Consider the following 21594-nt stretch of genomic DNA (forward strand, 5'->3'; position numbering starts at 1 on the left):
CACACGATCTTCCCGGACCTATGCCCTAAGAAAAACGTAACGAAGCGATGTTGGGACCTTCTCGTCGTCAAAATGAGAGAGGACGGCCTCCCAAAGCATTTCTTCCAAGCCTTCCCAGCTCTCCGATTGGCTGGTGATTCCGCCTTTTCCCGACGGATCGTCCCAGCGAGCCACATACCGGCCATCCTCTTCGGTCACGGTAAACACCACTTCCGCAACCGGAGCGTTGGCCCGCGTTGACTTTTGGTCCGCTTCCACTTGTGGTTCAACAACTGTGGCAACGGTTCTTTCGGCAACGGTCATTGGCGACCTCCCGGCCTTCCTGACCCGATGGCGGTTGCCGCCGATGGAACCGGCAGGAAGCGAGAACCGCACCATTGAGTTTCTTCGGCATCGCGTGGAGGTGTGTCACGTGAGCAGTGACAAAAAAAGGGGGCTGCCGGAAACGGGATAGAAGGTGCGTTGAACATCCCGAAGCAATGGATGAGCGATAACTCTCCCGTATTGGCCTCCCGAATGAGCGATTCCGAAAAGATCAGCGCAGCGGCAGGCTCCTGCTCCACGGAATTGACCCTATACTCCGTACGGTGGCCGTCAACACGGAAGTCCATGCGCCGACCTCTTCCTTTAGATCATGCGGAAGATGCATTGGGTGTCTCCCAACCGCTCGCCTGTGGCGGGAGGCTTTCGGCTGCGCTTGGCCTCACGGAGGAAAGAGGATCCGGTGCAATGGGGAATGCGGCCCTACCCTGCGCGCTCCATCCCATCCGGCGGCGAGCATTCGCACCAGATCCCGGAGGCCGAAGACCTCGATTCCCTGCTCCTTCGCGTAGCGTTCTTCGCCCGAATAGACGACAAACGAGCGGTGCGGCCGAAGGTCCTCGCGTGCGTGGTGGAATCCTCGGTCGAGCTTCGGGGTCAGGCCCCGCTTGATTTCGATCGCCCAGAGCTCTCCGCCGGGCAGCTCCAGAACGAGGTCGATCTCGGCTCCGACGGCCGTCCGATAGAAGGATGGCTTTGCCCGTTCCGGCGCAGCGAGGAGCAGGTTTTCCAAGACGAATCCCTCCCAACTGGCGCCCGCGACCGGATGTCCCAAGACTGCTTCCCGATTTTCGAGTCCGAGCAGGGCATGAACGATGCCGCTGTCGCGTACGTAGACCTTCGGTGACCGAAAATCGCCGCGCAAGCCCCTGGCTTTAGCCATGGGGTGAGCGGCGAGGCAAAGCTTGATGGATATTTACGTGTCTGTATAAGATGCTGGAGAGCATTCGATGCGAGCCAAGACTCCATCTTTCATCGCCGAGTTTCCGTTGCGAACGACCGCGGCGGACGAGGTTGCCCTCTCCAAGCGCCTCGCAGCAGCACGCCAGATCTACAATGCCTCCTTGGGCGAGGCCCTTCGCCGGCTGGCCTTGATGCGGCAATCCAAGGACTGGCAGCACGCTTGCCGGATGCCGAAAACGGTCATGGATGAACAAAGCGGGAATCGGATCGCCAACAAGGAGCGATCCAGCCGCTTCCGAAAAACACAGGAACGATTCGGTTTTACTCGCGACTCCATCCAGAAGTTCGCGGAGGCATGCCGGGATGCCTGCTCCATCGGTGATCATCTCGGATCGCACGACACGCAGACCGCGAGTCTGCGGGCATTTCAGGCCGTCTAGGGCTATGCCTTCGGCGTTCGGGGCCGACCAAGATTCAAGCCAGCCAGCCGGTTCCACTCGGTCGAAGGCAAGGGCGATGCCCTGATCCGGTTCCGGAAAGAACCGGTTCCGGCGATTCATTGGGCGGGCTTGGTCTTGCCGCTTCGGCTCGATCCGAAGGACAAGCGCGGCTGGCAGCGGATCGCGCTGGAAGCCCGAACCAAATACGTCCGCATCCTTCGCAGGACGATCCGGTGCCGGATGCGCTGGTACGCGCAGCTCCTCCAGGAAGGACTCGCCCCGCAGGTTCGGCCCGCGGGAGAGGATGTCGTCGGGTACGATCTGGGGCCATCGACAGTGGCCTTCGTCTCCGAAACGGATGCAAGCCTGGAAAAGCTCTGTCCGGAAGTCGAGCAGCCCTGGAGGGAGACGCGGCGGATCTTGCGGTCCNTGGACCGGTCCCGCCGGGCGACCAATCCCGCAAACTACGACGCGAAGGGATGCGTCAAGCGTGGACCCAAGNGCTGGGTCCGGTCGGANCNCTACAAGCGNAGGCGACGGGATCTCGCGGAAACCGAGCGGCGGCTGGCCGCCGCACGGAAGACCGCGCACGGCAATCTCGCGAATCGGATATTGGCCCAGGGGAAAATCATCCAGGGGGAAAGGCTATGCTATAGGAGCTTTCAAAAGAATTTCGGACGGAGCGTGAAGGTGCGCGCTCCGGGGATGTTGGTGGAGAGGATTCGCCGCAAGGCTGAGAGCGCCGGCGGAGGATTCATCGAGATCGACCCCTGGAAGACCCGCTTGAGCCAGTTCGACCATACGACCGGGCACTACGTGAAGAAGCCGCTCTCTTTGCGGACGCACGTCTTCGGCGATGGCCGCACCGAGCCGGTGCAGCGGGATCTCTACAGCGCCTTTCTCGCGAAATGCTCCGAGAAGGATTTCCTCGACATTAGCCGGGTCCGAAAGGCTTGGCCGGGTGCGGAACCGCTCCTGCGACGGGCGATGTCGAGGGTGAAGGAACCAGCGAGCCGGGAGGGCTTGTCCCGACCGCACGTCAAGAACGTCAGAGCTGGTCGCCCGTCGAAGGGGAAAATGGGAAGCGGCTGCCCTAGCAGCCGTTCCGGCGAGGCTGGGGATGCTGTAGCGCAAGCGAGAGCCCCGGAGAGCCGGATCTCTATTCTCTAGAACCCCCTGGATTTAGCCATGGGGAGTTTCAGTTGATCAGGCGCTTGCCCACATTCACAAAGTAAGGAGGCAGGCGGCGAACCAAAAGAAGATCGACCAGCAGATCGAGATAGCGGGCAACTGTCTTGCCGTCGATGCCCAGACCGCGAGCCAACTGCGCCGCGTTGAGGATCCCCGCCTGATTGTGAGCGAGCATGGTCCAGAACCGGCGGAGCGTCTCGGCCGGGATGCGGGGTCCCAGCTGCGGGATATCGCGCTCCAGATAGGTGCGGAGGAAGTTCTCTCTCCAAACAGCGCTGGCTTCGTCGGAAGCGGCGAGGTAGCTGTCGGGAAAGCCGCCGCGAACCCAGAGCTTCTCGCCCCGGTCCTCCTCGACTTCCAGCACGCCGAACGGCTCCAGCTCCACATACGCGATCCGCCCCGCCAGGGTTTCGCCCGTCCGTTTTAATCGGTCGATCGAGGTGGATCCGAGCAGGAGGAACCGTCCGGCACGGGATCCTCGGCGCCGCCCGCGATCAATGAGCCCCTGCAACGTCTGGAAGAGCTCGGGAATCCGATGGACTTCGTCGAGGATCACGAGTTTCTCTTCCTGGCCGCCTAGGTAGAAAGCGGCAGCGGATAGCTTTTCCCGATCGGCCGGATTCTCGAGATCGAGGTAGACGCTCGGCCTCTCTCGGCCGATCTGCTCGGCGAGCGTGGTCTTCCCGATCTGCCGGGGACCGAGCAGAGCCACGGCGGGAAATTGATCGAGCCGGGCGCGAACGATGTCCGCCTTCCAGCGAGGAATCATTCTTGTATTCATGGCAGAGCGTGCCGTATTGGCAAGGATAGGTCGCCTGCGAAGGAACTCCGCTCACGAGCTTCGATGTCGCGACCGCCCTTCCCGCCTATCCGCGGCACTCTTCGGCGATTCGCGCCGCCGCCTCTTCCACCGCCGCGGCGATCGGCGCAGAAAGAGGGACTCCCGGAGAGAAGTCGAGCCCTTCGGCCGCATAGACGATCAGCCGCGCCGGAAGCAGGCCCAAGGAGCGGCCTAGCTCGATCGCCTCGGCGAGCCCAAACCCGTGGGTGGAACAGGCAGTGGCCAGGGGAAGCCCTTGGCAGAGCGGCTCCAGTCGGCGGAGCCTGCCGGGCTCCTCGCCCAAGGCGGCGTCGACGACGATCGCAAGCCGCCTGCCCGGCCAGCGATCGAGCAGGTCGAGCGGCCGGGCGCAGGTAATCTGTTCCGCTTCGGGAAGGGAGAGCCGCGCCAGGCGGGCGAGGACCGCGGGTCCGAAGCCGTCGTCGCCCCGGTCGGGATTGCCCACGCCGGCGAGGAGGACGGGTCGCGGACCGGAGGACTCCCAAGAGGTTCTCATCGCCTACGAATCACCAGCCGGAGGAAGTGGGTCGAGCAGGAGATGCAGGGATCGTAGTTGCGGATCGCCTGCTCGCACCGGTTTCGGAGCCGCTCCTCGGGCTCGGAGAGGTGGCGCTCGGCCCAGAGCCTGAGATCCTCCTCGATCGAGGACTGGTTCTGGGAGGTGGGGGGAACGATTCGGGCTTCCTCGATCGTCCCCTCGCGGTCGAAGCGGTAGCGGTGGTAGAGCAGCCCGCGGGGGGCCTCGGTGCAAGCGTGGCCCTCGCCCCGGACCGCGGGGAGCGCCACCGACGGGCCTTGGGGCGGCTCGTAGAGGGAGAGGAGCCGGAGGGCTTCCTCGCAGGCGAAGAGCACTTCGACCGATCGGACCAAGATGCTCTGGAAAGGGTTGCGGCAGTAGGCACTTAGGCCCGCCTCGCGGGCGAGGGATTGGACCCGAGGGGAGAGGCGGTCGAAGTTGAGGTTGTACCGGGCCAACGGGCCGACCAGATAGCTGCCCCGCTGGCGGAGGCGGCAGTAGAGGGCGGTCGAGTGCGGGAGATGGCTCTCCTCGAATTCGGCATCGAACTCCTCCGGGAGGCAGGAGAGCCCCCGGCTCGAAACCAGCCGCCCCTCGTTCATCGGATATTCGGACGGGTGGCGGAGCGAGACGAACTCGTAGTCGCGCTCGCACTCTGGGCAAGGGAAGGTCGCGACCCAACGGAGGAGGGCGACCGCCTCCTCCCCGGCCTTCTCCAGCTTTTCGCGAAGGGCCGAGAGCTCGGAGGGGGTCGGCACCCGGTAGAAGCCCCCCACCCGGACGTTGATCGGGTGGATCTCCCGGCCGCCCAGGAGCCGGAGGATCTCGTTGCCCGCCCGCTTGAGCGTCAAGGCCCGCTTGACCTCCGCGCGGTGATCCCGGGAGATCGCGATCGCGTCGGGAAGCCCGAGGAAATCGGGGGCGTGGAGCATCACGATGTGGAGGACATGGCTCTGGATCCACTCCCCGCAGTAGAGCAGCCGACGGAGGAGCCGGAGGGGGCCGTCGACGGCGATCCCGAGCCCCTGCTCCAGCGCGTGAACGGCGCTCATCTGGTAGGCGACCGGACAGATCCCGCAGATCCGGGCCACGATGTCGGGAACCTCGGAAAGAGACCGACCGCGGAGGAAGGCTTCGAAGAAGCGAGGCGGCTCGAAGATCTTGAGCCGGGCAGTCTCCACCTTCCCGTCCTGGAGGGAGAGCTCCAAGCTCCCCTCGCCTTCGACTCGGGCAAGCGCTTCGAGGGTAAGTTTCCTAACCGCCATGGGCCTCGCTTTCCCGCCGGAAGGGCTCCGCCCCCGCGTTGAAGGTCCGGAAGACACGGTGGAGGTCGCGTTCGGAGGCGCCGAGCGCCTGCCAGCGGCGCGCGAGGCTCGGGGTGTTCGGGGTCTCCATCGGCCCATAGCAGCCGTAGCAGCCCCGGCCATAGCCCGGGCAGATCGCCCCGCAGCCGGCATGGGTGACCGGACCCAGGCAAGGGGTTCCCCGGGCGACCAAGACACAGGGAGTGCCCGCCCGCTTGCATTCGACGCAGACGCTGTAGCGGGGGATCGCCGGGGTTCTGCCCGCCAGGAAGGCCGAGATCACCTCCAGGAGCTGGAGCCGGTTGACCGGGCAGCCCTGGAGCTCGAAATCGACCGGGACATGGGCCGCGATGGGGGTCGAGCGTTCCAGGGTGCGGATATACTCCGGGGAGGCGTAGACCGCCGAAACGAACTCCTCGATGCGGGCGAAGTTGCGCAAGGCCTGGATCCCGCCCGCGGTGGCGCAGGCACCGATCGTGACGAGCTTTTGGGAGAGGCGGCGCACCTCCCGGATCCGCTCGGCATCCTCCGGGGTGGTGATCGAGCCTTCGACGAGCGACAGGTCGTAGGGTCCCGGGAGCGTCTTCCGGGAAGCTTCCAGGAAATAGCCGATCTCGACTGCTTCCGCCAGCGACAGAAGCTCCTCCTCGCAGTCGAGGAGCGAGAGCTGACAGCCGTCGCAGGAGGCGAATTTCCAGACGGCAAGGCGAGGTCGGGCGGGCATGATCAGAGTTCCCGGATGGAAAGGAGACGGGCAATCCGGTCGTAGGAGAAGACCGGTCCGTCCCGGCAGACAAAGGTTGGTCCGAATTGGCAGCGGCCGCAAACGGCGAAGGCGCATTTCATGTTCCGCTCGAGCGAAAGGAAGATCCGCGCGGGGGGAACTCCCGCACCCAGAAGAGCGGCGGCGCTATAGCGCATCATCACTTCGGGTCCGCAGACGAAGGCATGGGCCCGCTCCGGGGCAAAGCGAGTGTGGGAGATCCGGGCGGGAACCACCCCGACGGAGCCGCGCCAGGCGGGAGAAGCATGGTCGACGGTCACCTCGACCTGGAGATCGCCGCGGCTGCTCCAGTCGCCCCTCTCCTCTCCGAAGAGGAGGTCGGCGGGGCTGCGGGCGCCGTAGAGCAGAGCGATCCGCCCATAGCGCTCCCGCTCGGCCAGGGCCGGGAGGAGGGCGGAGCGGAGGGGAGCCAGGCCGAGGCCGCCGGCGATCAGAAGAAGATCGCCTCCCTCCGCTTGCGGGAGGGGCCAGGGGGAGCCGTAGGGGCCGCGAACGCCCAGCGTGTCACCCGGGCGGAGCCGGCAGAGGGCCTGGCTGACCGGACCGACCGCCCGGACGGTGTGAAGGAGGGGGCCTTGGCCCCAGAGCCCGCTCACGCTTACGGGGATTTCGCCGATCCCGAACGCATAGAGCATGAAGAACTGACCGGAACGGAAAGCGGGGATCTCGCCCTGAATGGGGAGCAGCCCGAGGGTGACGGTATCGGCCGACTCCCGCCAGACGCGGTCCACCCGAAAGAGGCTCGGCACGAAGGGATCGGGGGATCGCATGACTCAGGTGGGAGTTTCGCCGTAGACATCGAGGAGCTGGAGCCGGACGGCCTCCAGCCGCTGGACGAAGAGAGGGAGGAAGCGCTTGAGGAGCTCGTAGCCGAGCTTCGGGTCGAATTCGGATTTGCCTCGGAGGCAGCGGGCGTCGACCGCGATCGCCCGGATCGGATCGAGGGCGCGCACGTCGCAGCTCCAGCGGTAGGGCGGAATCACCCAGGAGGTGCCGACCAGCTCGCCCTCGTGAAGGGTCTCGAGCACGATGGGCATCCGGCCGGGCCGGTGGAGCTCGAGCGCGACGGTGCCGCATTCGAGAAGGAGGAAGCCGGAAGCGGGCTCCCCTTCCCTCGCCAGGAACCGGCCGGCCGGGAAGGAGACTTCGTGCGCGCACTCGGCGAGAGTCTCGCCGATGGAGGGGTCGATGCCGGAGAAGAACGGGTGCCCGGCGAGCGCCGCCTTGGGATCAGGCATGGGTTGGCTCCGAAAGGGAGGATCGGATCGCTCGAACCTCCTCGGTGATGTCGATGCCGACCGGGCACCAGGTGATGCAGCGGCCGCAGCCGACGCAGCCCGAGCTGCCGAACTGATCGAACCAGGTGGAGAGCTTGTGGGTCATCCACTGGCGGTAGCGGGAGCGGATCTCCTTGCGGACGCTGCCTCCGTGGAGGTAGGAGAAATCGACGGTGAAGCAGGAGTCCCAGAGCCGCGTCCGCTCGGCGCTCTCGCCCGTCAGCGCGGTATGGTCTTCGACGGTCGAGCAGAAGCAGGTGGGGCAGACCATCGTGCAGTTGGCGCAGGCGAGGCAGCGGGTCGCCACCTCCTCCCACCGGGGATGCTCGGGATGGTCCTGGAGGAGCTCCCGGATCCCGCGGGTGTCGAGCGTGCGGCCCATCCGGGAGGCTGTGGAGTCCAAGACCGCCTCCGCCTCCCGCCGGTCGGCTTCGCTCGCCGGGCGGTGAGGAATCGCCGCCAGGATCTCCTCGCCGGCTCTGCTCCCGACTTCGACCAGGAAGCGGTGGGAGTTCGGGGCGATCATCTCGGTGAGCGCGAGGTCAAAGCCCGAAGAGGCCTTCGGGCCTGCTCCCATCGAGACGCAAAAGCAGGTGCCGGACGGCTCTCCGCACTGGAGAGCCACGACAAAAAGCTCCCGACGGCGCTCCGCGTAGGAACGGTCCGGGAGGCTTCCCCCCAGGAAGACCCGGTCCTGGATCGCCAGGGCCCGAAGCTCGCAGGCGCGAACACCCAGGAAGGCCCAGCGCTCGGAGGGCGGCGGCTCTTCGAGGAGGTCAAAGCCCGCCTCGGTGCGCTCCGCTCGCCAGATCCGCTGCCGCGGGGGAAAGAGAAACTGCTTCCAGGAATGGGGTCCGACCGCGTAGCCGAAGAGCGCCCGGTCCCCTCTCCGTTCGAGCCGGTAGTGGCCCCCGTCCTGCCGGTCGGTCCACCCCTCGGGAAGATCGGAAACGTTTCGGAGGGGAGCGTAGACGATCGCCTCCTCTCGGACCCGGGGGCCGATCACGGAAAAGCCGCGGGCGCTCAGCGCATCGAGAAGCGCCTGCAGCCCTTCCCGATCGATGATCGCTTCGCCGGCAGTTGGGGCGTGGCATTCGGGCAAGGGGCGATCCTCCCGAGTTCTGTGGTAGCCCACGGGGCGGGCTGCGGCAAGCTTCCTTGCAAATAGAATACATACGTATAAGTTATTTCCGTGCTTCCGCCACAGCTTGTCGAAATCCGCAGCCGAATGGGCCTTCTCGGACTTCCCAGGGCGCCTCTGCGGAAGCGGCTCTCTTTCCTGGAAGAGAGTCCCGATCCTTGGCTGCGGCGAGGGGTTCTCTCCCACGCGCTCACCGAGATCGTGGCTCCCGGATCGGGAGCTGGGCTCCTGCTTTCGGGCGCGCTCCGCTTTTGCGCCCGGAAGGGAGTGCCCGTGGCGCTCATCGACGGGGCCGATGCGTTCGATCCCAAGAGCACCCTGGCCGGCCCGACCTCCTCCCTGCTCTGGGTCCGCTGCCGCCTCCGCCGGGAGATCCTCTGTACGGCCGACCTCCTGCTCCGGGACGGAAGCTTTCCCCTGGTCTGGATCGACCTCGGCCGACTTCCCCTCGGAGAGCTCCGCCGGATTCCCCCGACGAGCTGGCACCGCTTCGGGCGCTTGGTCGAAAGGAAGGGAACGGCAGCGCTCCTGATTACCCCGGTCGCATGGATTCCCGCGGCCCGGGAGCGCTACCGGATCGAGTCTTCCCTCTCCTTGGCTTCCCTGGAGGAGCCGAGGGAAGCGCTCTGGCAACGGCTGCGGCTCGCCCCCTTGCGGCTCTCTGAATCCAAGGAGGAAGCGTTCAACGCATCTTTTCCGGTGAGCGCTGGATAGAGGCGGGGAAAAGATCCGATGTTTGCCGCTCTCCTTTTGCCCCAATTTCCTCTCCAAGCCGCTCTGCGTCCCCAACCCGAGTCCAAGCAGGGGCCGGCTGCCCTCGTGGAAGGCGATGGACCGAAAGCCGCAGTCCGAGAAGTCAATCGGGAGGCCCGGTCGGCGGGAGTCGAGCCCGGAATGAGCCCGGCTCAGGCGCAGGCACGATGCCCTCACCTGCTCTTTCTTTCCCGCAACAGGCAAGAGGAAGCATGGCTCCACCGCTTCCTCCGGGAATCGGCCTGTCGTTGTTCGGGTCAGGCCGAGGAGAGTGCTCCCGGTCTCTTCCTCCTCGATCTGCGCCGCCATCCCAGCTTTCAAAGACGGACAGGGTGCCTCTTCCGGGAAGGCTCCGATCCCTCCGATCCCAGAAACCTTCCCTCTCTCTTTGAAGCTCGCGGCCTCATTCTCCAAGTCGGGATTGGGCCCACGCCCGAGCTCGCCCATTGGGCGGCCCGGGTGGCTCGTCCTTACCGGCTCGTCGAGAAAGCGGAGGAGATTGCGGGCGAGCTTCCGATCGAGGAGGTGGCTCCCGATCCTGAACTCTCCTCGCTCCTCCGGCTCTGGGGGGTGAGGACCCCTGCCGAACTGGCCGCTCTTCCCCGAGAAGGGGTCTCCGAGCGGCTGGGCCGGGAGGGCCTCTCTCTTTGGGAGCGGACCCAAGGGAAAGAAGGCAGGCTTCTGCATCTTCTCCTTCCAGAGGAGCCTTTCGAGGCGGCATGGGAGTGGGAATCGCCGATCGAGGAGCTCGGCCCCCTGCGGGAAGCCTTGCGCTCCTCCCTGCTCACTCTCGGCGAGCGGCTGGAGAGGGAGGGCAAGGCCGCCGCCTCTCTTCGGCTGACGCTCCGTCCGGAGGGGGAGGTCCCGCTGGAATCTTCTTTTTCGGTGCCGGCCCCGACCGCGGAGCCGCAAAAGCTCCTCGAGCTTCTCGATCCCTTCCTGGAGAACTGCCGCACCTCTTCTCCCCTGGCGGGCTTCCGCCTCCGGATCGCCCCCTCCCTCCCCTCTTGGCATCAGCCGACCTGGGAAAGGACGGCGATTCCCGATCCTTCCCGCCTTTCGGCGACCTTGGGACGCCTCTTATCTCTCTTGGGGGAAGAGCGGGTGGGCGTGCCCCTTCCCTCCCCCGACCATCGGCCGGATCGCTTTCTCTTGGAGCCTTTCGATCCGCTCATTGCCGAAACGCCTCCCTCCCGCGCCGGGCCTCCCTTTCTCGGAGTCCCGCTCCGGCGGTTTCGTCCTCCTGTTCCGGCAACGGTGCGGTGCGGGAAAGGGAGACCCAGGGAGCTGCAAACTCCGGAAGGGACGTGGAAAATCGAAGGAATGGAAGGACCCTATCCCCTGTCCGGAAGGTGGTGGGAGGAGGAGTGGACGCGGCGGGAGTGGGATGCCGCCCTCCTCGGCGGAAGGATCCTCCGGCTGGCGGAGCTTCCGGAGGGCTGGCAAATCGAGGGCGAGTATGGGTGAGCGGCCAATCTCTTCTTAGCCTGCCTCCTCTCTTTCCTTTGCCCCCATGGCGCTTGCCCTTCCCAGAAGCGCCAGTATGCTGGAAACGGCAGGAAAGAGGCCACCATGCCCACGACGACTCTCGGCCCGCATGCGGTGAAGGATTGGCTCGCAACCCCCGAGGGAGAACATTGGGAGCTCATTCACGGGAATCTCCTCAGGACCGAGGAAACAGGCGGCAACAGCCGGTTGGCGTGGAAGATCGGAGTCGAGCTTGAGAAGCATCTTGACACCCATCCCTCCGGTATCGTGGGGCGCAACATCGCCTTTCATTTCTCTGGCATCCTTGATGCCGAGCGCGAAGGAGTGGTGCCCGATCTCTGCTATATCCCAAACGACCAGCTAGACAAATGGGACAACTACGCGAACGTCCAGGAGGGGGTGATCCCGGCGCTCGCGGTCGAAATCCTCTCGCCCTCGACGGCCCAGATCGACTTGGTCGACAAGGTAGAGATCTACCGCATGGCGGGAGTTCGGGAATACTGGATTTTCGACTGGCGCGAGGAGACGATCCGAATTTACCGCTTTTCGGAAGACGCGGAAAAGCCGGTCGCCCTCCAGACCTTCGAGGAGACCTTGCGGACTCCGCTCCTGCCGGAGTTCTCCCTGGAGATGCCGAAGATCCGTCAGGCGTTGCACCTCGGGAAAGAAGAGCGGAAGCAGTCTCCCTAGCTTGCCTGTCTTACGGAGTTCGTATCCGAGACGCGGGGAATGGGTCTGGATGCTAGGGGGGCGCCGGTTTCCCCCGGAGCTGTATGACGACAACCTGCGAGGAGGGAAAACCAACTGCCAACGAAGCAGCCGAACCCATTTATGCAAGCCGCAGGAGAACGCTTAGGAAACAGGCAGGTTAGGAGGGGCGCCAATAGCCATGCGGCAAGAGAGAAGAACTCCACTATTTAAGCAAGTGCCCTATTCCTTAATTAGTGCTGCCGCTTAGTTAAGCGGGTTACCTTAACACCGGCTCCGATTCCGATGACGGGCCGGTTCCGGCTCCTGCCTTCTTCTTCCGCCAAGGGAGAAACGCGCGAACCACCTCCTGCTTCGCCCGCACCCCGGTCGGCGTCCTTTCGAGCAGATCCATCGCCTCGAGCACGCGGCAATCGCGGCGGAGGGTCACGGGGGTTTTGCCGGCATAGCCCGCAGCGACCCGCGGGGAGATTTCCGAAAGCTTGGAGACGGGTACACTCTTCTTGCCCAGATCGAGCAGCAGGCGCCTTCGCCGGGCGTTCGCCGGAGAGTTCTTGTCGGGGAAGCGCTCGTGGACATAGTTCCTCCAGACCAGCTCGAGTTGCTGCTCCCGTATCTCCGCCACCTGCGCGCGCAGCTCCTCGACGAAGCCCTCCACGGCATACTCGAGGAAGGGCAAGAGGCTCTCTCCCTTCTTGCTCGACCGATCGAGCCGGGCGTAGTAGTGCGCACGCGTCCGGTTGTAATAGTTGCTCAGCAGATGGGCGGCAACGCTGGGTAGACCGGCGGAGAGGAGGAGCTCAAACTCGAGCAGGCGGGCCGTCCTTCCGTTTCCGTCGCCGAACGGATGGATCCAGGCCAAGTAGACATGGCCGACCACGGCCTGAATGATGGCGTAGGGAATCGTCCATTCCCCGGATGGAGGACGAAAATCCGGCCCGGAAAGCCACTCGCAGAGACGATCGAGCAAGAATTCCCCATCCTCGGCCGGAGCCCCGCGGTAGCGGCCGACGACGACCGAATGGGTGCGCAGCCGGCCGGGCACGGCCTCTTCGGCCTGCGGCAACCCCTCCAGCACCCAGCGGTTTAGGAGGCAGAGGCTTTCGCGCGTAAGGACAATCTCGCCCTCCTTGAGTTCCTGCTGGATCCGATTGCAGGCACCGACGATGTTGTCCACTTCCTTCTTCAGGTATTGCTGGGAAGGCGGCAGATGGAGCTCGTCTCCAAGAGCACGAAGAACCTGCTCTTCGGTGAGCGTGTTGCCCTCGATGGCGGTCGTGGCCAGCGCTCCTTTGGCGAGATAGATCTGGTGCATCTTCCGGGCAAAATCCGGCCGAAGCGGGACTCCCACCAGGTGCTCACACTTGGAGGCCGCCTCTCCCAAGAGCAACCAGAATCTCGGTGCGGCTCGTGTCAGGTCGAGCTGAAAAGAGATCCAGGGATGTGTTCGCTCAAATGTTCGCACTTCCGTCCTTCTTTATGGAATGCGTAAGTTACTGCTCAGTATGTTTTAGCAACTTATGTTCCCGTATCAAATGGTGAGCAATCTGTTTCTTCGACTGTCGCATCGGACTGGCCAAGAGAGGAAAGAACATTGCAGAGTTTTGCATTTGAGTAGAGCCTTGCGGAGACCTCTCTTGCTTCCCGGCAATGCACCGCCGGTTTTCCTGCGTCGAGCCCCACGCCCGGCGCGCCTTCCGCTTCCTTCGGGGAGCTTCCCGGCCGGAAGAGATGCCCGAGGCCAATCCCCTGGGGAGCCATTCAGGCGGCTCCTTCGTCTCTTCGGCCGGGAGCGGCTCTTTGAGGTGCCCAGTACCCGGGAGGCCGCGTCCCTTCGCGGGCTTCCGCAGGGAATGCGCGTGCAGGTAGCCGGAGCCGTGATCTGCCGTCAGCGGCCGGGAACGGCCAAAGGATTCCTCTTCCTCTCCCTGGAGAAGGAGACGGGGATCGCGAACGTGATCGATTTGGGCGCTCCCAAGCTAGCCGATGTTGCGATGGCACGTCCGTCAACTGGGTAAGTCTGCCTCATTTCCCTGGCAGCTCCCGCATTACTCCTTTGCCACATTCGATCCTGCGGCGGACAGCGGTTCGGTGCCATCGTTGAGAATCGCGAGATAGTCCCGGTAGCCGAAGACCCGTCCCCTCCGGCGGCCCGTCACCTCTTCGACCACGCCGACCTCCTCCAGAACGGAAAGCACCGAGTTGACGGTAGGCATGCTCAGTCCCGTCTGCTCGACGAGAAAATGTGCGGTAAGGAAAGGATGGCATTGGAACAACTCGTGAACCGTTCCTAAGACCATAGACAACCATTCCCCTACCAGGGAAGATCGTCCAGGACGTCGGCCGAACAGTGCTGCCGACGGTTCGCGTGCCGGGGTTCCGCCGGCAAAGCCCGGGTAGCGCCCAATGCCCGCGCTTTCGGGGACAGAGGCGCGGGAGGCAGTCGATTGGCTCCCGACCGGGCATGCGCTGCATGCGCCGCTTTGAGCCTCTTCCGAACGCCCGCCCAGAACGACCATACATGCTTCGTCCGATTCCTCACGGGTAGGACGAAGGTGACATGACCGCCATTGCGGGTCGGCACGACGGCCTCCCGCACGGACGGGCGTTCGGATAGACCCAATCCTCTCCGGGCGACGGCATAGGCCGCGCCCTGGTGAGAGCTGATGCCATGACGGCGCGCGTGGTTGACCGCGCCGATCACGGAAGTGTAGGCCGGGTCGACTTCGATCACTTCAACTCCGGCACGAAAAGAAGCCGCCTTGAGCATGGAGATCGCCTTGGCGTAGGAGAAGGAAGAGAGCGAGCGAGCCCGAACGGGATCGACCGACTCCAGTTCGGCCTTCCTCTTACGAAGATCCAATCGCTTGATCACGAGCGGCTTGCCCGATTCGGTGCAGGCCCGGACGATCTCCCGGCACGCATCGCCGATCGCGGCTTTCGCCTGCTCCTCGCTCTTGCCATAGAGATTCAATCCAAGCCGGCGAATCCTCACCAGGTTGCCGAAGCGCTCCGTTTCGGCCAAGGCGAGATGATCCTCATTGAGGTCAATGCCGATCGCTCCGGCAAGGCGGCGTGTCACCAGGGCAACAGGTTGCGCCTCGGCGCTCACAAACACCCGCCACCCCGATCGGTCCCGCACGAAGCGGTAGCTCACCGCGGATCCCTCCCGCTTGCGGACGAGTTTCCCTGTCTTGGTTTGCGCGGTCACGATCCGGCTGGCGGAGAGCGCCTGGAGGATCGCCTCCTGGCCGTAGGCGAAGCGCACGCCATTGAGCACCAGGTGTTTGCTCGGGCCTCCCAATCCGTCCGGCAGCCGCAACCGCAGCCGCAGGCTGCCGTCCGGTCCGGCTACTGCTTGGCAGGACTGGTTGCCCGCCGTCTCGTCCTTCGATCCGAGCACGAAGAACTGGCTGCTCCGCTCCGCCTGCCAATCCTTCTTCCAACCGGCGTGGTCCGCATAGCCGTTCTCTTCCAGGGCAAACTGCTTGCGGAAGAGGCGGCGGGAACCGAAGCAGAGCCGGACCTGGCCGGACTCCTGATCGGCAAGGAGCGTCTCGAGCTTCGTCCGTAGGATGGCCAGCCGCCGCTTTTTCTGGTGCAGCAGGCTTGAGCCCGGCTCCTTCTTCTCAAGCCGGCCGATCGCCTCTTCCGCTCTCTTGAGCCGCCCTTTGGTCTCCTCAATCAACTCGGGCCGCCTCTCCTGGATCGAGGCGATCTTGCCTTCGAGCTCGACCCGGATGGCGTTGAACTGCCGGGCGGTGAGGCCGAAGCGGCGTAGGAACGACCGCTTGAGCTCGTTCAGGGGAACGCCAGCCCGCATCTTGGCGAAGAGAGTCCGCTGCGCCAGCCCGTGGAGCGCCGCATAGGCATCGAGACACGAAGCCTGCTCGGGGGTCACACTCAAACGGGTCTGGTAGGTGAAAACAGGGAGCTTACTCATGGATCGCTTCCAGCGCCTTCTTGGCGCTGTTCTGCGCGGATCGCTTCCCGTAAGACCTTGCACACAGGGAAACGATAACTTCGTGCAGGTAGCGCACGATATCGTCGGTCCTCTCGTCCGGATCCACTACCAGGACCGATCGACTCTGCGCGGCCAATGCCGCTTCCAGGTACTCGAATCCGAAGCGCATCAGCCGGTCGGGATGCTCGACCAGGATGACGCCGACTTTCGGATCACGGAGCAGCCCGATCATGCCTTTCCGATGGCCCTTCAGTCCGAAGCCGACCTCCTTGACGACCTTGACGATCGGCAACCGTTTGCTTGAGAGCGAACTCGGAAAACCCGCGCCAATTGCCGGTTCAGATCCGCTTTTTGATCGGCGCTGGATACCCGCGCGTAGAGGGCGACCCCATTAGGTTGTAAGGACTACGCATGAACGATCAGCGTTCCGGTCGGCAACTGCTCGGCCGGGACGGGCAAACGCCCCTCCTTCCACATCCGCCAAGCCGTCTTGTAGCAAAGGCCCTGCCGCTTGGCCCAGACACTCAAGTTCACTTGAATACATTACCAGGAACCTCCCTATGTGTCCATATATTATTTAGCTGTTGGCAACCCTTGATTTGCGAAGATAAAACGGCCTCCTTTCGGACATACATGTAAAGGAAGAGTTCCGGGCGCGGGAGGAGCATGGCGATGCCATCCAGGCGTCCTAAAGCCAGATGGGCCAGGCTGAGCCGCTCCTGCAGCCGAAGAAGGTCGACGGGCGGGTTCGGAGGGAGCGGCGGCGGAAGAAACGCGCGAACGATCTCTCCGCCCGCCGTGATTTCAACGAATCGGCCTAGCCGCTGACTGGGAAGGGCGGCGATAGCCACGCGACAAGGTGGAAGAAGTTCCTTATTTAATCAAGAGCCATATTACTTAATTAGCGCGATCGCTTAGTTAAATTGGTTACCGTAAGACCGGCTCCGATCCCGATGCGAGGCCGGTTCTGGATCCTACCTTCCGCTTCCAGGACCCTATCCCCTGTCCGGAAGGTGGTGGGAGGAGGAGTGAACGCGGCGGGAGTGGGATGCCGGCCTCCGCGGCGGAAGGATCCTCCGGCTGGCGGAGCTGCCGGAGGGCTGGCGGGTCGATGGCGAGTATGGGTGAGCTGGGCTGCCGCCTTCTCTCCCTGTTGGCGGCCCACGGCGCTTGCCCTTCGCCAGGGGCGCCGGTATGCTGGAAACGGCAGGAAGGAGGCCACCATGCCCACGATGACTCTCGGCCCACACACGGTGAAGGATTGGCTCGCAACTCCCGAAGGAGAACATTGGGAGCTCATTCATGGGAATCTCCTCATGACCGAGGAAGCCGGAGACAACAGCAGATTGGCGTGGAAGATCGGAGTCGAGCTTGAGAAGCATCTTGACACCCATCCATCCGGTATCGTGGGGCGCAACATCGCCTTTCATTTCCCTGGCATCCTGGATGCCGAGCGCGAAGGAGTGGTGCCCGATCTCTGCTATATCCCAAACGACCAGCTAGACAAATGGAATGGTGAAGCGAATGTCCAGGAATGGGTGATCCCGGCGCTCGTGGTCGAAATTCTCTCGCCCTCGACGGCCCGGATCGACTTGGTCGACAAGATGGAGATCTACCGCATGGCGGGAGTTCGGGAATACTGGATTTTCGACCGACGCGAGGAGACGATCCGAATTTACCGCTTTTCGGAAGACGCGGAAAAGCCGGTCGCCCTCCAGACCTTCGAGGAGACCTTGAGGACTCCGCTCCTGCCGGAGTTCTCCTTGGAGATGCCGAAAATCCGCCAGGCATTGCACCTCGGGAAAGAAGAGCGGAAGCAGTCTCCCTAGCCGTCGCGCTCCGAAACTGATAAAATATAAGCACGTAAGCAGCGGCAGGAAGGAGGCCACCATGCCCACGACGACCCTTGGCCCGCACACGGTGAAGGATTGGCTCGCCACTCCCGAGGGAGAACATTGGGAGCTCATTCATGGGAATCTCCTCATGACCGAGGAAGCCGGAGACAACAGCAGATTGGCAGGGGAGATCGAGTTTGCCATCCGGCTCTACCTTCGCCAGCACCCCTTGGGAATCGTCGAGCACAACATCGCGTTTCATTTCCCTGGCATCCCGGATGCCGAGCGCGAAGGAGTAGTGCCCGATCTCTGCTATATCCCAAACGACCAGCTAGACAAATGGAATGGGGAAGCGAATGTCCAGGAATGGGTGATCCCGGCGCTCGTGGTCGAAATTCTCTCGCCCTCGACGGCCCGGATCGACTTGGTCGATAAGATGGAGATCTACCGCAAGGCGGGAGTTCGGGAATACTGGATTTTCGACCGGCGCGAGGAGACGATCCGAATTTACCGCTTTTCGGAAGACGCGGAAAAGCCGGTCGCCCTCCAGACCTTCGAGGAGACCTTGCGGACTCCGCTCCTGCCGGAGTTCTCCCTGGAGATGCCGAAGATCCGGCAGGCGTTGCACCTCGGGAAGGAAGAGCGGAAGCAGTCTCCCTAGCCGCCGCGCTCCGCGGCTGATAGTATGGGAAGCGGCAGGAAGGAGGCCATCATGCCCGCGACGACTCTCGGCCCGCACACGGTGAAGGATTGGCTCGCCACTCCCGAGGGAGAACATTGGGAGCTCATTCACGGGAATCTCCTCATGACCGAGGAAACAGGCGGCAACAGCAGGTTGGCAAAGGAGATCGAGCTCGAAATCGGCTTGTTCCTTCGCCAGCACCCCTTGGGAACCGTCGAGCGCAACATCGCCTTTCATTTCCCGGGCATGCTGGATGCCGAGCGCGAAGGAGTCGTGCCCGATCTCTGCTATATCTCAAACGACCAACTCGGCAGCTGGGACAACTACGCGAACGTTCAGGAGGGGGTGATCCCGGCGTTCGCTGTCGAAATCCTCTCGCCCTCAACAGCCCAGATCGACTTGGTCGACAAGGTGGAGATCTACCGCATGGCGGGAGTTCGGGAATACTGGATTTTCGACTGGCGCGAAGAGACGATCCGAATTTACCGCTTTTCGGAAGACGCGGAAAAGCCGGTCGCCCTCCAGACCTTCGAGGAGACCTTGCGGACTCCGCTCCTGCCGGAGTTCTCCCTGGAGATGCCGAAGATCCGGCAGGCGTTGCACCTCGGGAAGGAAGAGAGGAAGCCATCCCGGTAGTGCCGAGATGGTCTCTGGTGTCTGGAGCGATCTGGCTGACGTTGCGCCGGGCCCACCTCGAGAATCGAACGCCCGCCACTGACCAGGACCACCGGATTCTCTTTGAATTCCCGGTCATCGCGCCGCGCGCACTCGTTGCGGCGGCTCTTCTCGTTCTTTATTTGGGATTTCCTTTCTCTGCCCCAAAACTCCTGTCCGCAAAATCGAAGAAACTTCAATGCAGCCTAGCTTCGGAAGCTGGATCTATGCGCCGGGCGAGCTCGGCGCGCGTGAAATAAAGGCCTGGAGTTAATAGCTCCCCGATCGTCCAAGGACATCTCTCTGGCAGATCATCATGGTCCACAGTCCAATCGATATCCTGTTCCCGGCACATCTTCCGAGACTTGTCGACAACTAGGTCTCGGATGCCGCTATACGCCTTCACTGCCGTCTCGTCTAACCCGTGTTTAAGGCTTGGATTGTCTTCTAAAAGCACCGCCAACTCGCGACGCTGCTCCCCTGACCGTATCGCCCCAGCCCCACCACTCTCTCTGCGAAGGTCTGGTCAGGTAGGCAATGTAGAGAGGATGTTGCATCAAGATTCCAAACCGATTCTTGAGTTCTCTGCGCTCTCTCCGTGCCAAGCCGTCTACCTCCTCGATCAGGTTCTCGAGATCCAACTCGCCGAAGCGGCGCTGGCGCAGGAGCCGCGCCGTCTCCATGCTCCAAGCGTAGAAGTCGCGGTCGTACAGCTTCTGCATCGTCATGGAGGACGATCATTCTGCGCCAGAAGAGACGCAAGCGGAAAACCACCGCAACAACCACGTTCTTCCTCACGCTTACCGACGGGTAAACAGCCGTTCTCCGAAACCTACGCAAACCGTCGCATAGCCGGCTAAAGCTATGCGGCGATCGTGCTGTTCGGTTCCTGCTTCGTCGAGGCCCGTTTCACGCGTGGCCTGCGCCTCGCGCCAGAGCGTTCCTCTCCACAGGCTGACACCGCAGAGCTTGCGGCCAGAATTTCGAGATTGCGGGCGGCATTGAGGTCACGATCGACCTCATGCCCGCAGGCGTCGCAATGATAAGTCCGCTGCGACAGCGCCAGTTCGGCCTTTACCGAACCGCAGCAAGAGCACGTCTTGCTTGAGGGATACCATCGGTCGGCAACAATGACCGTGGAACCATAAAACCTTGCCTTGTAAGCAAGTTGGCGGCGGAACTCGAAAAATGCGCCGTCCATGATCGACCGGGCGAGATGCCGATTGCGGGCCATGCTGCACACGTTCAGGTCCTCGATGCCGATGCGGCGGTAGGTCTGCGTCAGCATCGTGGTGGCTTTGTGCGTGGCATCGCGCCGGATGTTGGTGATGCGCTGATGAATCCTGGCAATGCGCTTTCTGGCCTTCCTCCGGTTGGCGGATCCTTTTTGCTTCGTGGACAGCCGCCGATTCTCCCTGCGTAATCTCTTCAAAAGCTGTGCATGCGCCTTGGGGCCGGGTATCGGTTCTCCCCGGCTCAATGTCGCCAGCGTGGTCACGCCCAAGTCAACGCCAACCGCATCCTGCGGATGCTCCACCGGCTTGATGTCGTCTGTCTAAACCATAATACTGGCGAACCAGCGGTCGGCCTCGCGGCTGAACGTGACGCGCTTGAGTTTGCCCGTGAAGCGCACCGCCTCACGCATCCGCACCCAGCCGATGACCGGCAGCCGGATCCGCAGGCCATCCACCCGGAAGGTGCCGGCTTCATTGGCGGCGCAAAAACTATCGCGCACGCCCTTCTTCTTGAACCGGGGATATCGGCCACGACGATCGAAGAACGCCCGAAACCCCGTGCCAAGATCGATTATTGCCTCTTGCACCGCACATTTCGTCACATCAAACATCCACGGGAACCGCTCCCGCTTGAGGCTGTTCAATTGGCGGCGAAGGGCGACGTCGGACGGCGGCGGCAACGATGAATCTTCCTTCCGCGCCGCATGTTGCCGTCGCCATTCGGCCAATGCCCAGTTCCATGCGAACCGCGCCACGCCCGATGCGCGGGCAAAGTAGGTCCGCTGCTTGTCGGTCGGATCCAGCGCGATGCGATGGGCAATCAGCATGTTACGGATTCCTCCACGGCGCGCTTCACCCCGTCCAGCAGCTTTTGGTTCTTGCGGGAACGCGAGCCGTAGAGCCGGGCCGAGAATACCGTGATGATCTCTAACACGTCCTTGGCGAGGTCTTCCTCGAAGGTCGTATCCTCGCCCTGATTGAGGATCACCACCTCGACGCTCTTCGCCTCGCAGATCGCGAACACCAGTTCCGCCCCGAAGCGGAGCAGTCGGTCCTTGTGAGTGATCACCAATCGCCCGACCTGACCGTCAATGATGGCGTCCAGCATCCGCTTGAGTCCCTTCTTGCGGTAGTTCATGCCCGACCCGAGGTCGGCGACGATCTCGAACGTCCAGCCCTGCTGGGCGCAATACAGTTCCAGAACCTGCTTCTGGCGCTCCAGATCGTCCTTATGGTCATGGCTGGAAACACGAGCATAGGCAATGGTCCTGCGGCTTGCCTGCTGTCCGGCTCGGAAGCGTTCCGGCAGCAACTTTGCTAGATCATACCGGCGATGACCGCCAGCGGTATGTTCCGCCAGCAAGCGGCCCTCCGCCTCCCAACGCCGGAGTGTCGTGATCGATACCCCCAGCGCATGCGCCGCCTCACCTATGCCAACCAACCTGTCCATCTTGGAGAGAATAAAGCATTTTTGCTAACATTTCAATAAAACTGTTCAAACCCTGGCGCAAGGACGCAAAGGCCATTGGAGAGCGATGCGCCTGCAGCAGCGGAAT

The 21594-nt window shown here is 63.2% G+C and carries 22 protein-coding genes and 5 pseudogenes; 9 read left to right on the forward strand and 18 right to left on the reverse strand.

Features of this window, described 5'->3' with window-relative positions:
• Positions 1-18: 18 nt before the first annotated feature.
• On the reverse strand, positions 19-258 hold the full coding sequence (locus tag A37A_RS0103420) for a hypothetical protein (RefSeq protein ID WP_018290131.1): 240 nt from the start codon (positions 256-258) through the stop codon (positions 19-21).
• A gap of 445 nt (positions 259-703) precedes the next feature.
• Complete coding sequence (locus A37A_RS0103425) at positions 704-1204, reverse strand: DUF4143 domain-containing protein (protein ID WP_018290133.1); 501 nt, start codon at positions 1202-1204, stop codon at positions 704-706.
• Positions 1205-1271: 67 nt separating this feature from the next.
• Here A37A_RS0103425 and A37A_RS18060 point away from each other — a divergent pair, with 67 nt between their 5' ends.
• A complete protein-coding gene (locus A37A_RS18060) occupies positions 1272-1664 on the forward strand; it encodes a hypothetical protein (RefSeq protein WP_018290134.1) in 393 nt (130 codons plus the stop codon).
• A 129-nt stretch (positions 1665-1793) separates the two neighbouring features.
• Positions 1794-2834: a hypothetical protein gene (locus A37A_RS21200; RefSeq protein ID WP_018290135.1), complete on the forward strand. Its 1041-nt coding sequence runs from the start codon at positions 1794-1796 to the stop codon at positions 2832-2834.
• 34 nt (positions 2835-2868) lie between these two features.
• Here the strand turns inward: A37A_RS21200 and A37A_RS15570 are convergent.
• The 7 genes and pseudogenes from A37A_RS15570 to A37A_RS0103470 form a co-directional block, all read right to left on the reverse strand.
• Positions 2869-3624 (reverse strand): annotated as a pseudogene (locus tag A37A_RS15570) (ATP-binding protein); the annotation flags it as partial.
• A gap of 97 nt (positions 3625-3721) precedes the next feature.
• On the reverse strand, positions 3722-4192 hold the full coding sequence (locus A37A_RS0103445; RefSeq protein ID WP_018290137.1) for a hydrogenase maturation protease: 471 nt from the start codon (positions 4190-4192) through the stop codon (positions 3722-3724).
• A complete protein-coding gene (locus A37A_RS0103450) occupies positions 4189-5478 on the reverse strand; it encodes a Ni/Fe hydrogenase subunit alpha (protein WP_018290138.1) in 1290 nt (429 codons plus the stop codon). Before A37A_RS0103450 ends, A37A_RS0103445 begins: the two co-directional genes overlap by 4 nt.
• Complete coding sequence (locus A37A_RS0103455; RefSeq protein WP_018290139.1) at positions 5468-6241, reverse strand: hypothetical protein; 774 nt, start codon at positions 6239-6241, stop codon at positions 5468-5470. The genes A37A_RS0103450 and A37A_RS0103455 overlap by 11 nt, the downstream gene beginning before the upstream one ends.
• Positions 6242-6243: 2 nt before the next feature.
• Positions 6244-7071: an FAD/NAD(P)-binding protein gene (locus A37A_RS0103460; protein WP_018290140.1), complete on the reverse strand. Its 828-nt coding sequence runs from the start codon at positions 7069-7071 to the stop codon at positions 6244-6246.
• A 3-nt stretch (positions 7072-7074) separates the two neighbouring features.
• Positions 7075-7539: a cyclic nucleotide-binding domain-containing protein gene (locus tag A37A_RS0103465; RefSeq protein WP_018290141.1), complete on the reverse strand. Its 465-nt coding sequence runs from the start codon at positions 7537-7539 to the stop codon at positions 7075-7077.
• Positions 7532-8680, reverse strand: a complete 1149-nt coding sequence (locus A37A_RS0103470; RefSeq protein WP_020493957.1) for a sulfite reductase subunit A — start codon at positions 8678-8680, stop codon at positions 7532-7534. The genes A37A_RS0103465 and A37A_RS0103470 overlap by 8 nt, the downstream gene beginning before the upstream one ends.
• A 126-nt stretch (positions 8681-8806) precedes the next feature.
• Here A37A_RS0103470 and A37A_RS0103475 point away from each other — a divergent pair, with 126 nt between their 5' ends.
• The 3 genes from A37A_RS0103475 to A37A_RS18070 all read left to right on the forward strand — a co-directional run bounded on the left by A37A_RS0103475 (position 8807) and on the right by A37A_RS18070 (position 11650).
• On the forward strand, positions 8807-9433 hold the full coding sequence (locus A37A_RS0103475) for a hypothetical protein (protein ID WP_018290143.1): 627 nt from the start codon (positions 8807-8809) through the stop codon (positions 9431-9433).
• Between the two features lie 18 nt (positions 9434-9451).
• Positions 9452-10939: a DNA polymerase Y family protein gene (locus A37A_RS0103480; protein WP_018290144.1), complete on the forward strand. Its 1488-nt coding sequence runs from the start codon at positions 9452-9454 to the stop codon at positions 10937-10939.
• 105 nt (positions 10940-11044) lie between these two features.
• Complete coding sequence (locus A37A_RS18070; RefSeq protein ID WP_020493958.1) at positions 11045-11650, forward strand: Uma2 family endonuclease; 606 nt, start codon at positions 11045-11047, stop codon at positions 11648-11650.
• A 277-nt stretch (positions 11651-11927) separates the two neighbouring features.
• On the opposite strand, the gene A37A_RS0103490 is transcribed toward A37A_RS18070, so the two are convergent.
• Positions 11928-13133: a Fic family protein gene (locus A37A_RS0103490; RefSeq protein ID WP_020493959.1), complete on the reverse strand. Its 1206-nt coding sequence runs from the start codon at positions 13131-13133 to the stop codon at positions 11928-11930.
• Between the two features lie 340 nt (positions 13134-13473).
• Between A37A_RS0103490 and A37A_RS19960 the strand changes: the two genes are divergently transcribed.
• Positions 13474-13686: a hypothetical protein gene (locus A37A_RS19960; RefSeq protein WP_155996465.1), complete on the forward strand. Its 213-nt coding sequence runs from the start codon at positions 13474-13476 to the stop codon at positions 13684-13686.
• Positions 13687-13716: 30 nt separating this feature from the next.
• Here A37A_RS19960 and A37A_RS0103500 read toward each other — a convergent pair.
• From A37A_RS0103500 to A37A_RS18920, 4 genes and pseudogenes are all read right to left on the reverse strand, one after another.
• Positions 13717-13953, reverse strand: a pseudogene (locus tag A37A_RS0103500) (Fic family protein); the annotation flags it as partial.
• Positions 13954-13982: 29 nt separating this feature from the next.
• On the reverse strand, positions 13983-15611 hold the full coding sequence (locus A37A_RS0103505) for an IS200/IS605 family accessory protein TnpB-related protein (RefSeq protein WP_026195623.1): 1629 nt from the start codon (positions 15609-15611) through the stop codon (positions 13983-13985).
• A pseudogene (locus tag A37A_RS15585) lies at positions 15604-16166 on the reverse strand (IS607 family transposase). The gene A37A_RS0103505 and the pseudogene A37A_RS15585 overlap by 8 nt, the downstream one beginning before the upstream one ends.
• 50 nt (positions 16167-16216) lie before the next feature.
• Positions 16217-16483, reverse strand: a pseudogene (locus tag A37A_RS18920) (Fic/DOC family N-terminal domain-containing protein); the annotation flags it as partial.
• A gap of 372 nt (positions 16484-16855) precedes the next feature.
• Here A37A_RS18920 and A37A_RS0103520 point away from each other — a divergent pair.
• From A37A_RS0103520 to A37A_RS18085, 3 genes are all read left to right on the forward strand, one after another.
• Positions 16856-17461, forward strand: coding sequence for a Uma2 family endonuclease (locus A37A_RS0103520; RefSeq protein ID WP_081616268.1), 606 nt, complete (start codon positions 16856-16858; stop codon positions 17459-17461).
• 61 nt (positions 17462-17522) lie between these two features.
• A complete protein-coding gene (locus tag A37A_RS18080) occupies positions 17523-18128 on the forward strand; it encodes a Uma2 family endonuclease (protein WP_020493962.1) in 606 nt (201 codons plus the stop codon).
• Positions 18129-18179: 51 nt separating this feature from the next.
• A complete protein-coding gene (locus A37A_RS18085; RefSeq protein WP_020493963.1) occupies positions 18180-18785 on the forward strand; it encodes a Uma2 family endonuclease in 606 nt (201 codons plus the stop codon).
• A 214-nt stretch (positions 18786-18999) separates the two neighbouring features.
• On the opposite strand, the gene A37A_RS18925 is transcribed toward A37A_RS18085, so the two are convergent.
• The 4 genes and pseudogenes from A37A_RS18925 to A37A_RS0103545 all read right to left on the reverse strand — a co-directional run bounded on the left by A37A_RS18925 (position 19000) and on the right by A37A_RS0103545 (position 21488).
• Positions 19000-19260 carry a DUF29 family protein gene (locus tag A37A_RS18925; RefSeq protein WP_231363879.1) on the reverse strand — a complete coding sequence of 87 codons (261 nt, stop codon included), beginning with the start codon at positions 19258-19260 and terminating at the stop codon, positions 19000-19002.
• The gene (locus A37A_RS15600) at positions 19232-19531 is read right to left on the reverse strand and encodes a DUF29 domain-containing protein (RefSeq protein WP_051076239.1); all 300 of its coding nucleotides are present in this window, start codon (positions 19529-19531) and stop codon (positions 19232-19234) included. The genes A37A_RS18925 and A37A_RS15600 overlap by 29 nt, the downstream gene beginning before the upstream one ends.
• A gap of 134 nt (positions 19532-19665) precedes the next feature.
• A pseudogene (locus A37A_RS21985) lies at positions 19666-20865 on the reverse strand (RNA-guided endonuclease InsQ/TnpB family protein).
• Complete coding sequence (locus tag A37A_RS0103545; RefSeq protein ID WP_018290156.1) at positions 20859-21488, reverse strand: IS607 family transposase; 630 nt, start codon at positions 21486-21488, stop codon at positions 20859-20861. The pseudogene A37A_RS21985 and the gene A37A_RS0103545 overlap by 7 nt, the downstream one beginning before the upstream one ends.
• Between the last annotated feature and the right edge of the window lie 106 nt (positions 21489-21594).

This window comes from Verrucomicrobium sp. 3C, assembly GCF_000379365.1.
In the GTDB taxonomy this organism is placed as follows: domain Bacteria; phylum Verrucomicrobiota; class Verrucomicrobiia; order Methylacidiphilales; family Methylacidiphilaceae; genus Methylacidimicrobium.

Bases quoted from the DNA above. Each gene is read 5' to 3' on its own strand.
- A37A_RS0103450 (WP_018290138.1), bottom strand. From the start codon at position 5,478: ATGGCGGTTAGGAAACTTACCCTCGAAGCGCTTGCCCGAGTCGAAGGC.
- A37A_RS15600 (WP_051076239.1), bottom strand. From the start codon at position 19,531: ATGACGATGCAGAAGCTGTACGACCGCGACTTCTACGCTTGGAGCATG.
- A37A_RS0103520 (WP_081616268.1), top strand. From the start codon at position 16,856: ATGCCCACGATGACTCTCGGCCCACACACGGTGAAGGATTGGCTCGCA.
- A37A_RS0103475 (WP_018290143.1), top strand. From the start codon at position 8,807: ATGGGCCTTCTCGGACTTCCCAGGGCGCCTCTGCGGAAGCGGCTCTCT.
- A37A_RS0103545 (WP_018290156.1), bottom strand. From the start codon at position 21,488: ATGGACAGGTTGGTTGGCATAGGTGAGGCGGCGCATGCGCTGGGGGTA.
- A37A_RS0103425 (WP_018290133.1), bottom strand. From the start codon at position 1,204: ATGGCTAAAGCCAGGGGCTTGCGCGGCGATTTTCGGTCACCGAAGGTC.
- A37A_RS18060 (WP_018290134.1), top strand. From the start codon at position 1,272: ATGCGAGCCAAGACTCCATCTTTCATCGCCGAGTTTCCGTTGCGAACG.
- A37A_RS18080 (WP_020493962.1), top strand. From the start codon at position 17,523: ATGCCCACGACGACCCTTGGCCCGCACACGGTGAAGGATTGGCTCGCC.
- A37A_RS0103480 (WP_018290144.1), top strand. From the start codon at position 9,452: ATGTTTGCCGCTCTCCTTTTGCCCCAATTTCCTCTCCAAGCCGCTCTG.
- A37A_RS0103455 (WP_018290139.1), bottom strand. From the start codon at position 6,241: ATGCCCGCCCGACCTCGCCTTGCCGTCTGGAAATTCGCCTCCTGCGAC.
- A37A_RS0103445 (WP_018290137.1), bottom strand. From the start codon at position 4,192: ATGAGAACCTCTTGGGAGTCCTCCGGTCCGCGACCCGTCCTCCTCGCC.
- A37A_RS0103505 (WP_026195623.1), bottom strand. From the start codon at position 15,611: ATGAGTAAGCTCCCTGTTTTCACCTACCAGACCCGTTTGAGTGTGACC.
- A37A_RS0103460 (WP_018290140.1), bottom strand. From the start codon at position 7,071: ATGCGATCCCCCGATCCCTTCGTGCCGAGCCTCTTTCGGGTGGACCGC.
- A37A_RS18085 (WP_020493963.1), top strand. From the start codon at position 18,180: ATGCCCGCGACGACTCTCGGCCCGCACACGGTGAAGGATTGGCTCGCC.
- A37A_RS18070 (WP_020493958.1), top strand. From the start codon at position 11,045: ATGCCCACGACGACTCTCGGCCCGCATGCGGTGAAGGATTGGCTCGCA.
- A37A_RS0103465 (WP_018290141.1), bottom strand. From the start codon at position 7,539: ATGCCTGATCCCAAGGCGGCGCTCGCCGGGCACCCGTTCTTCTCCGGC.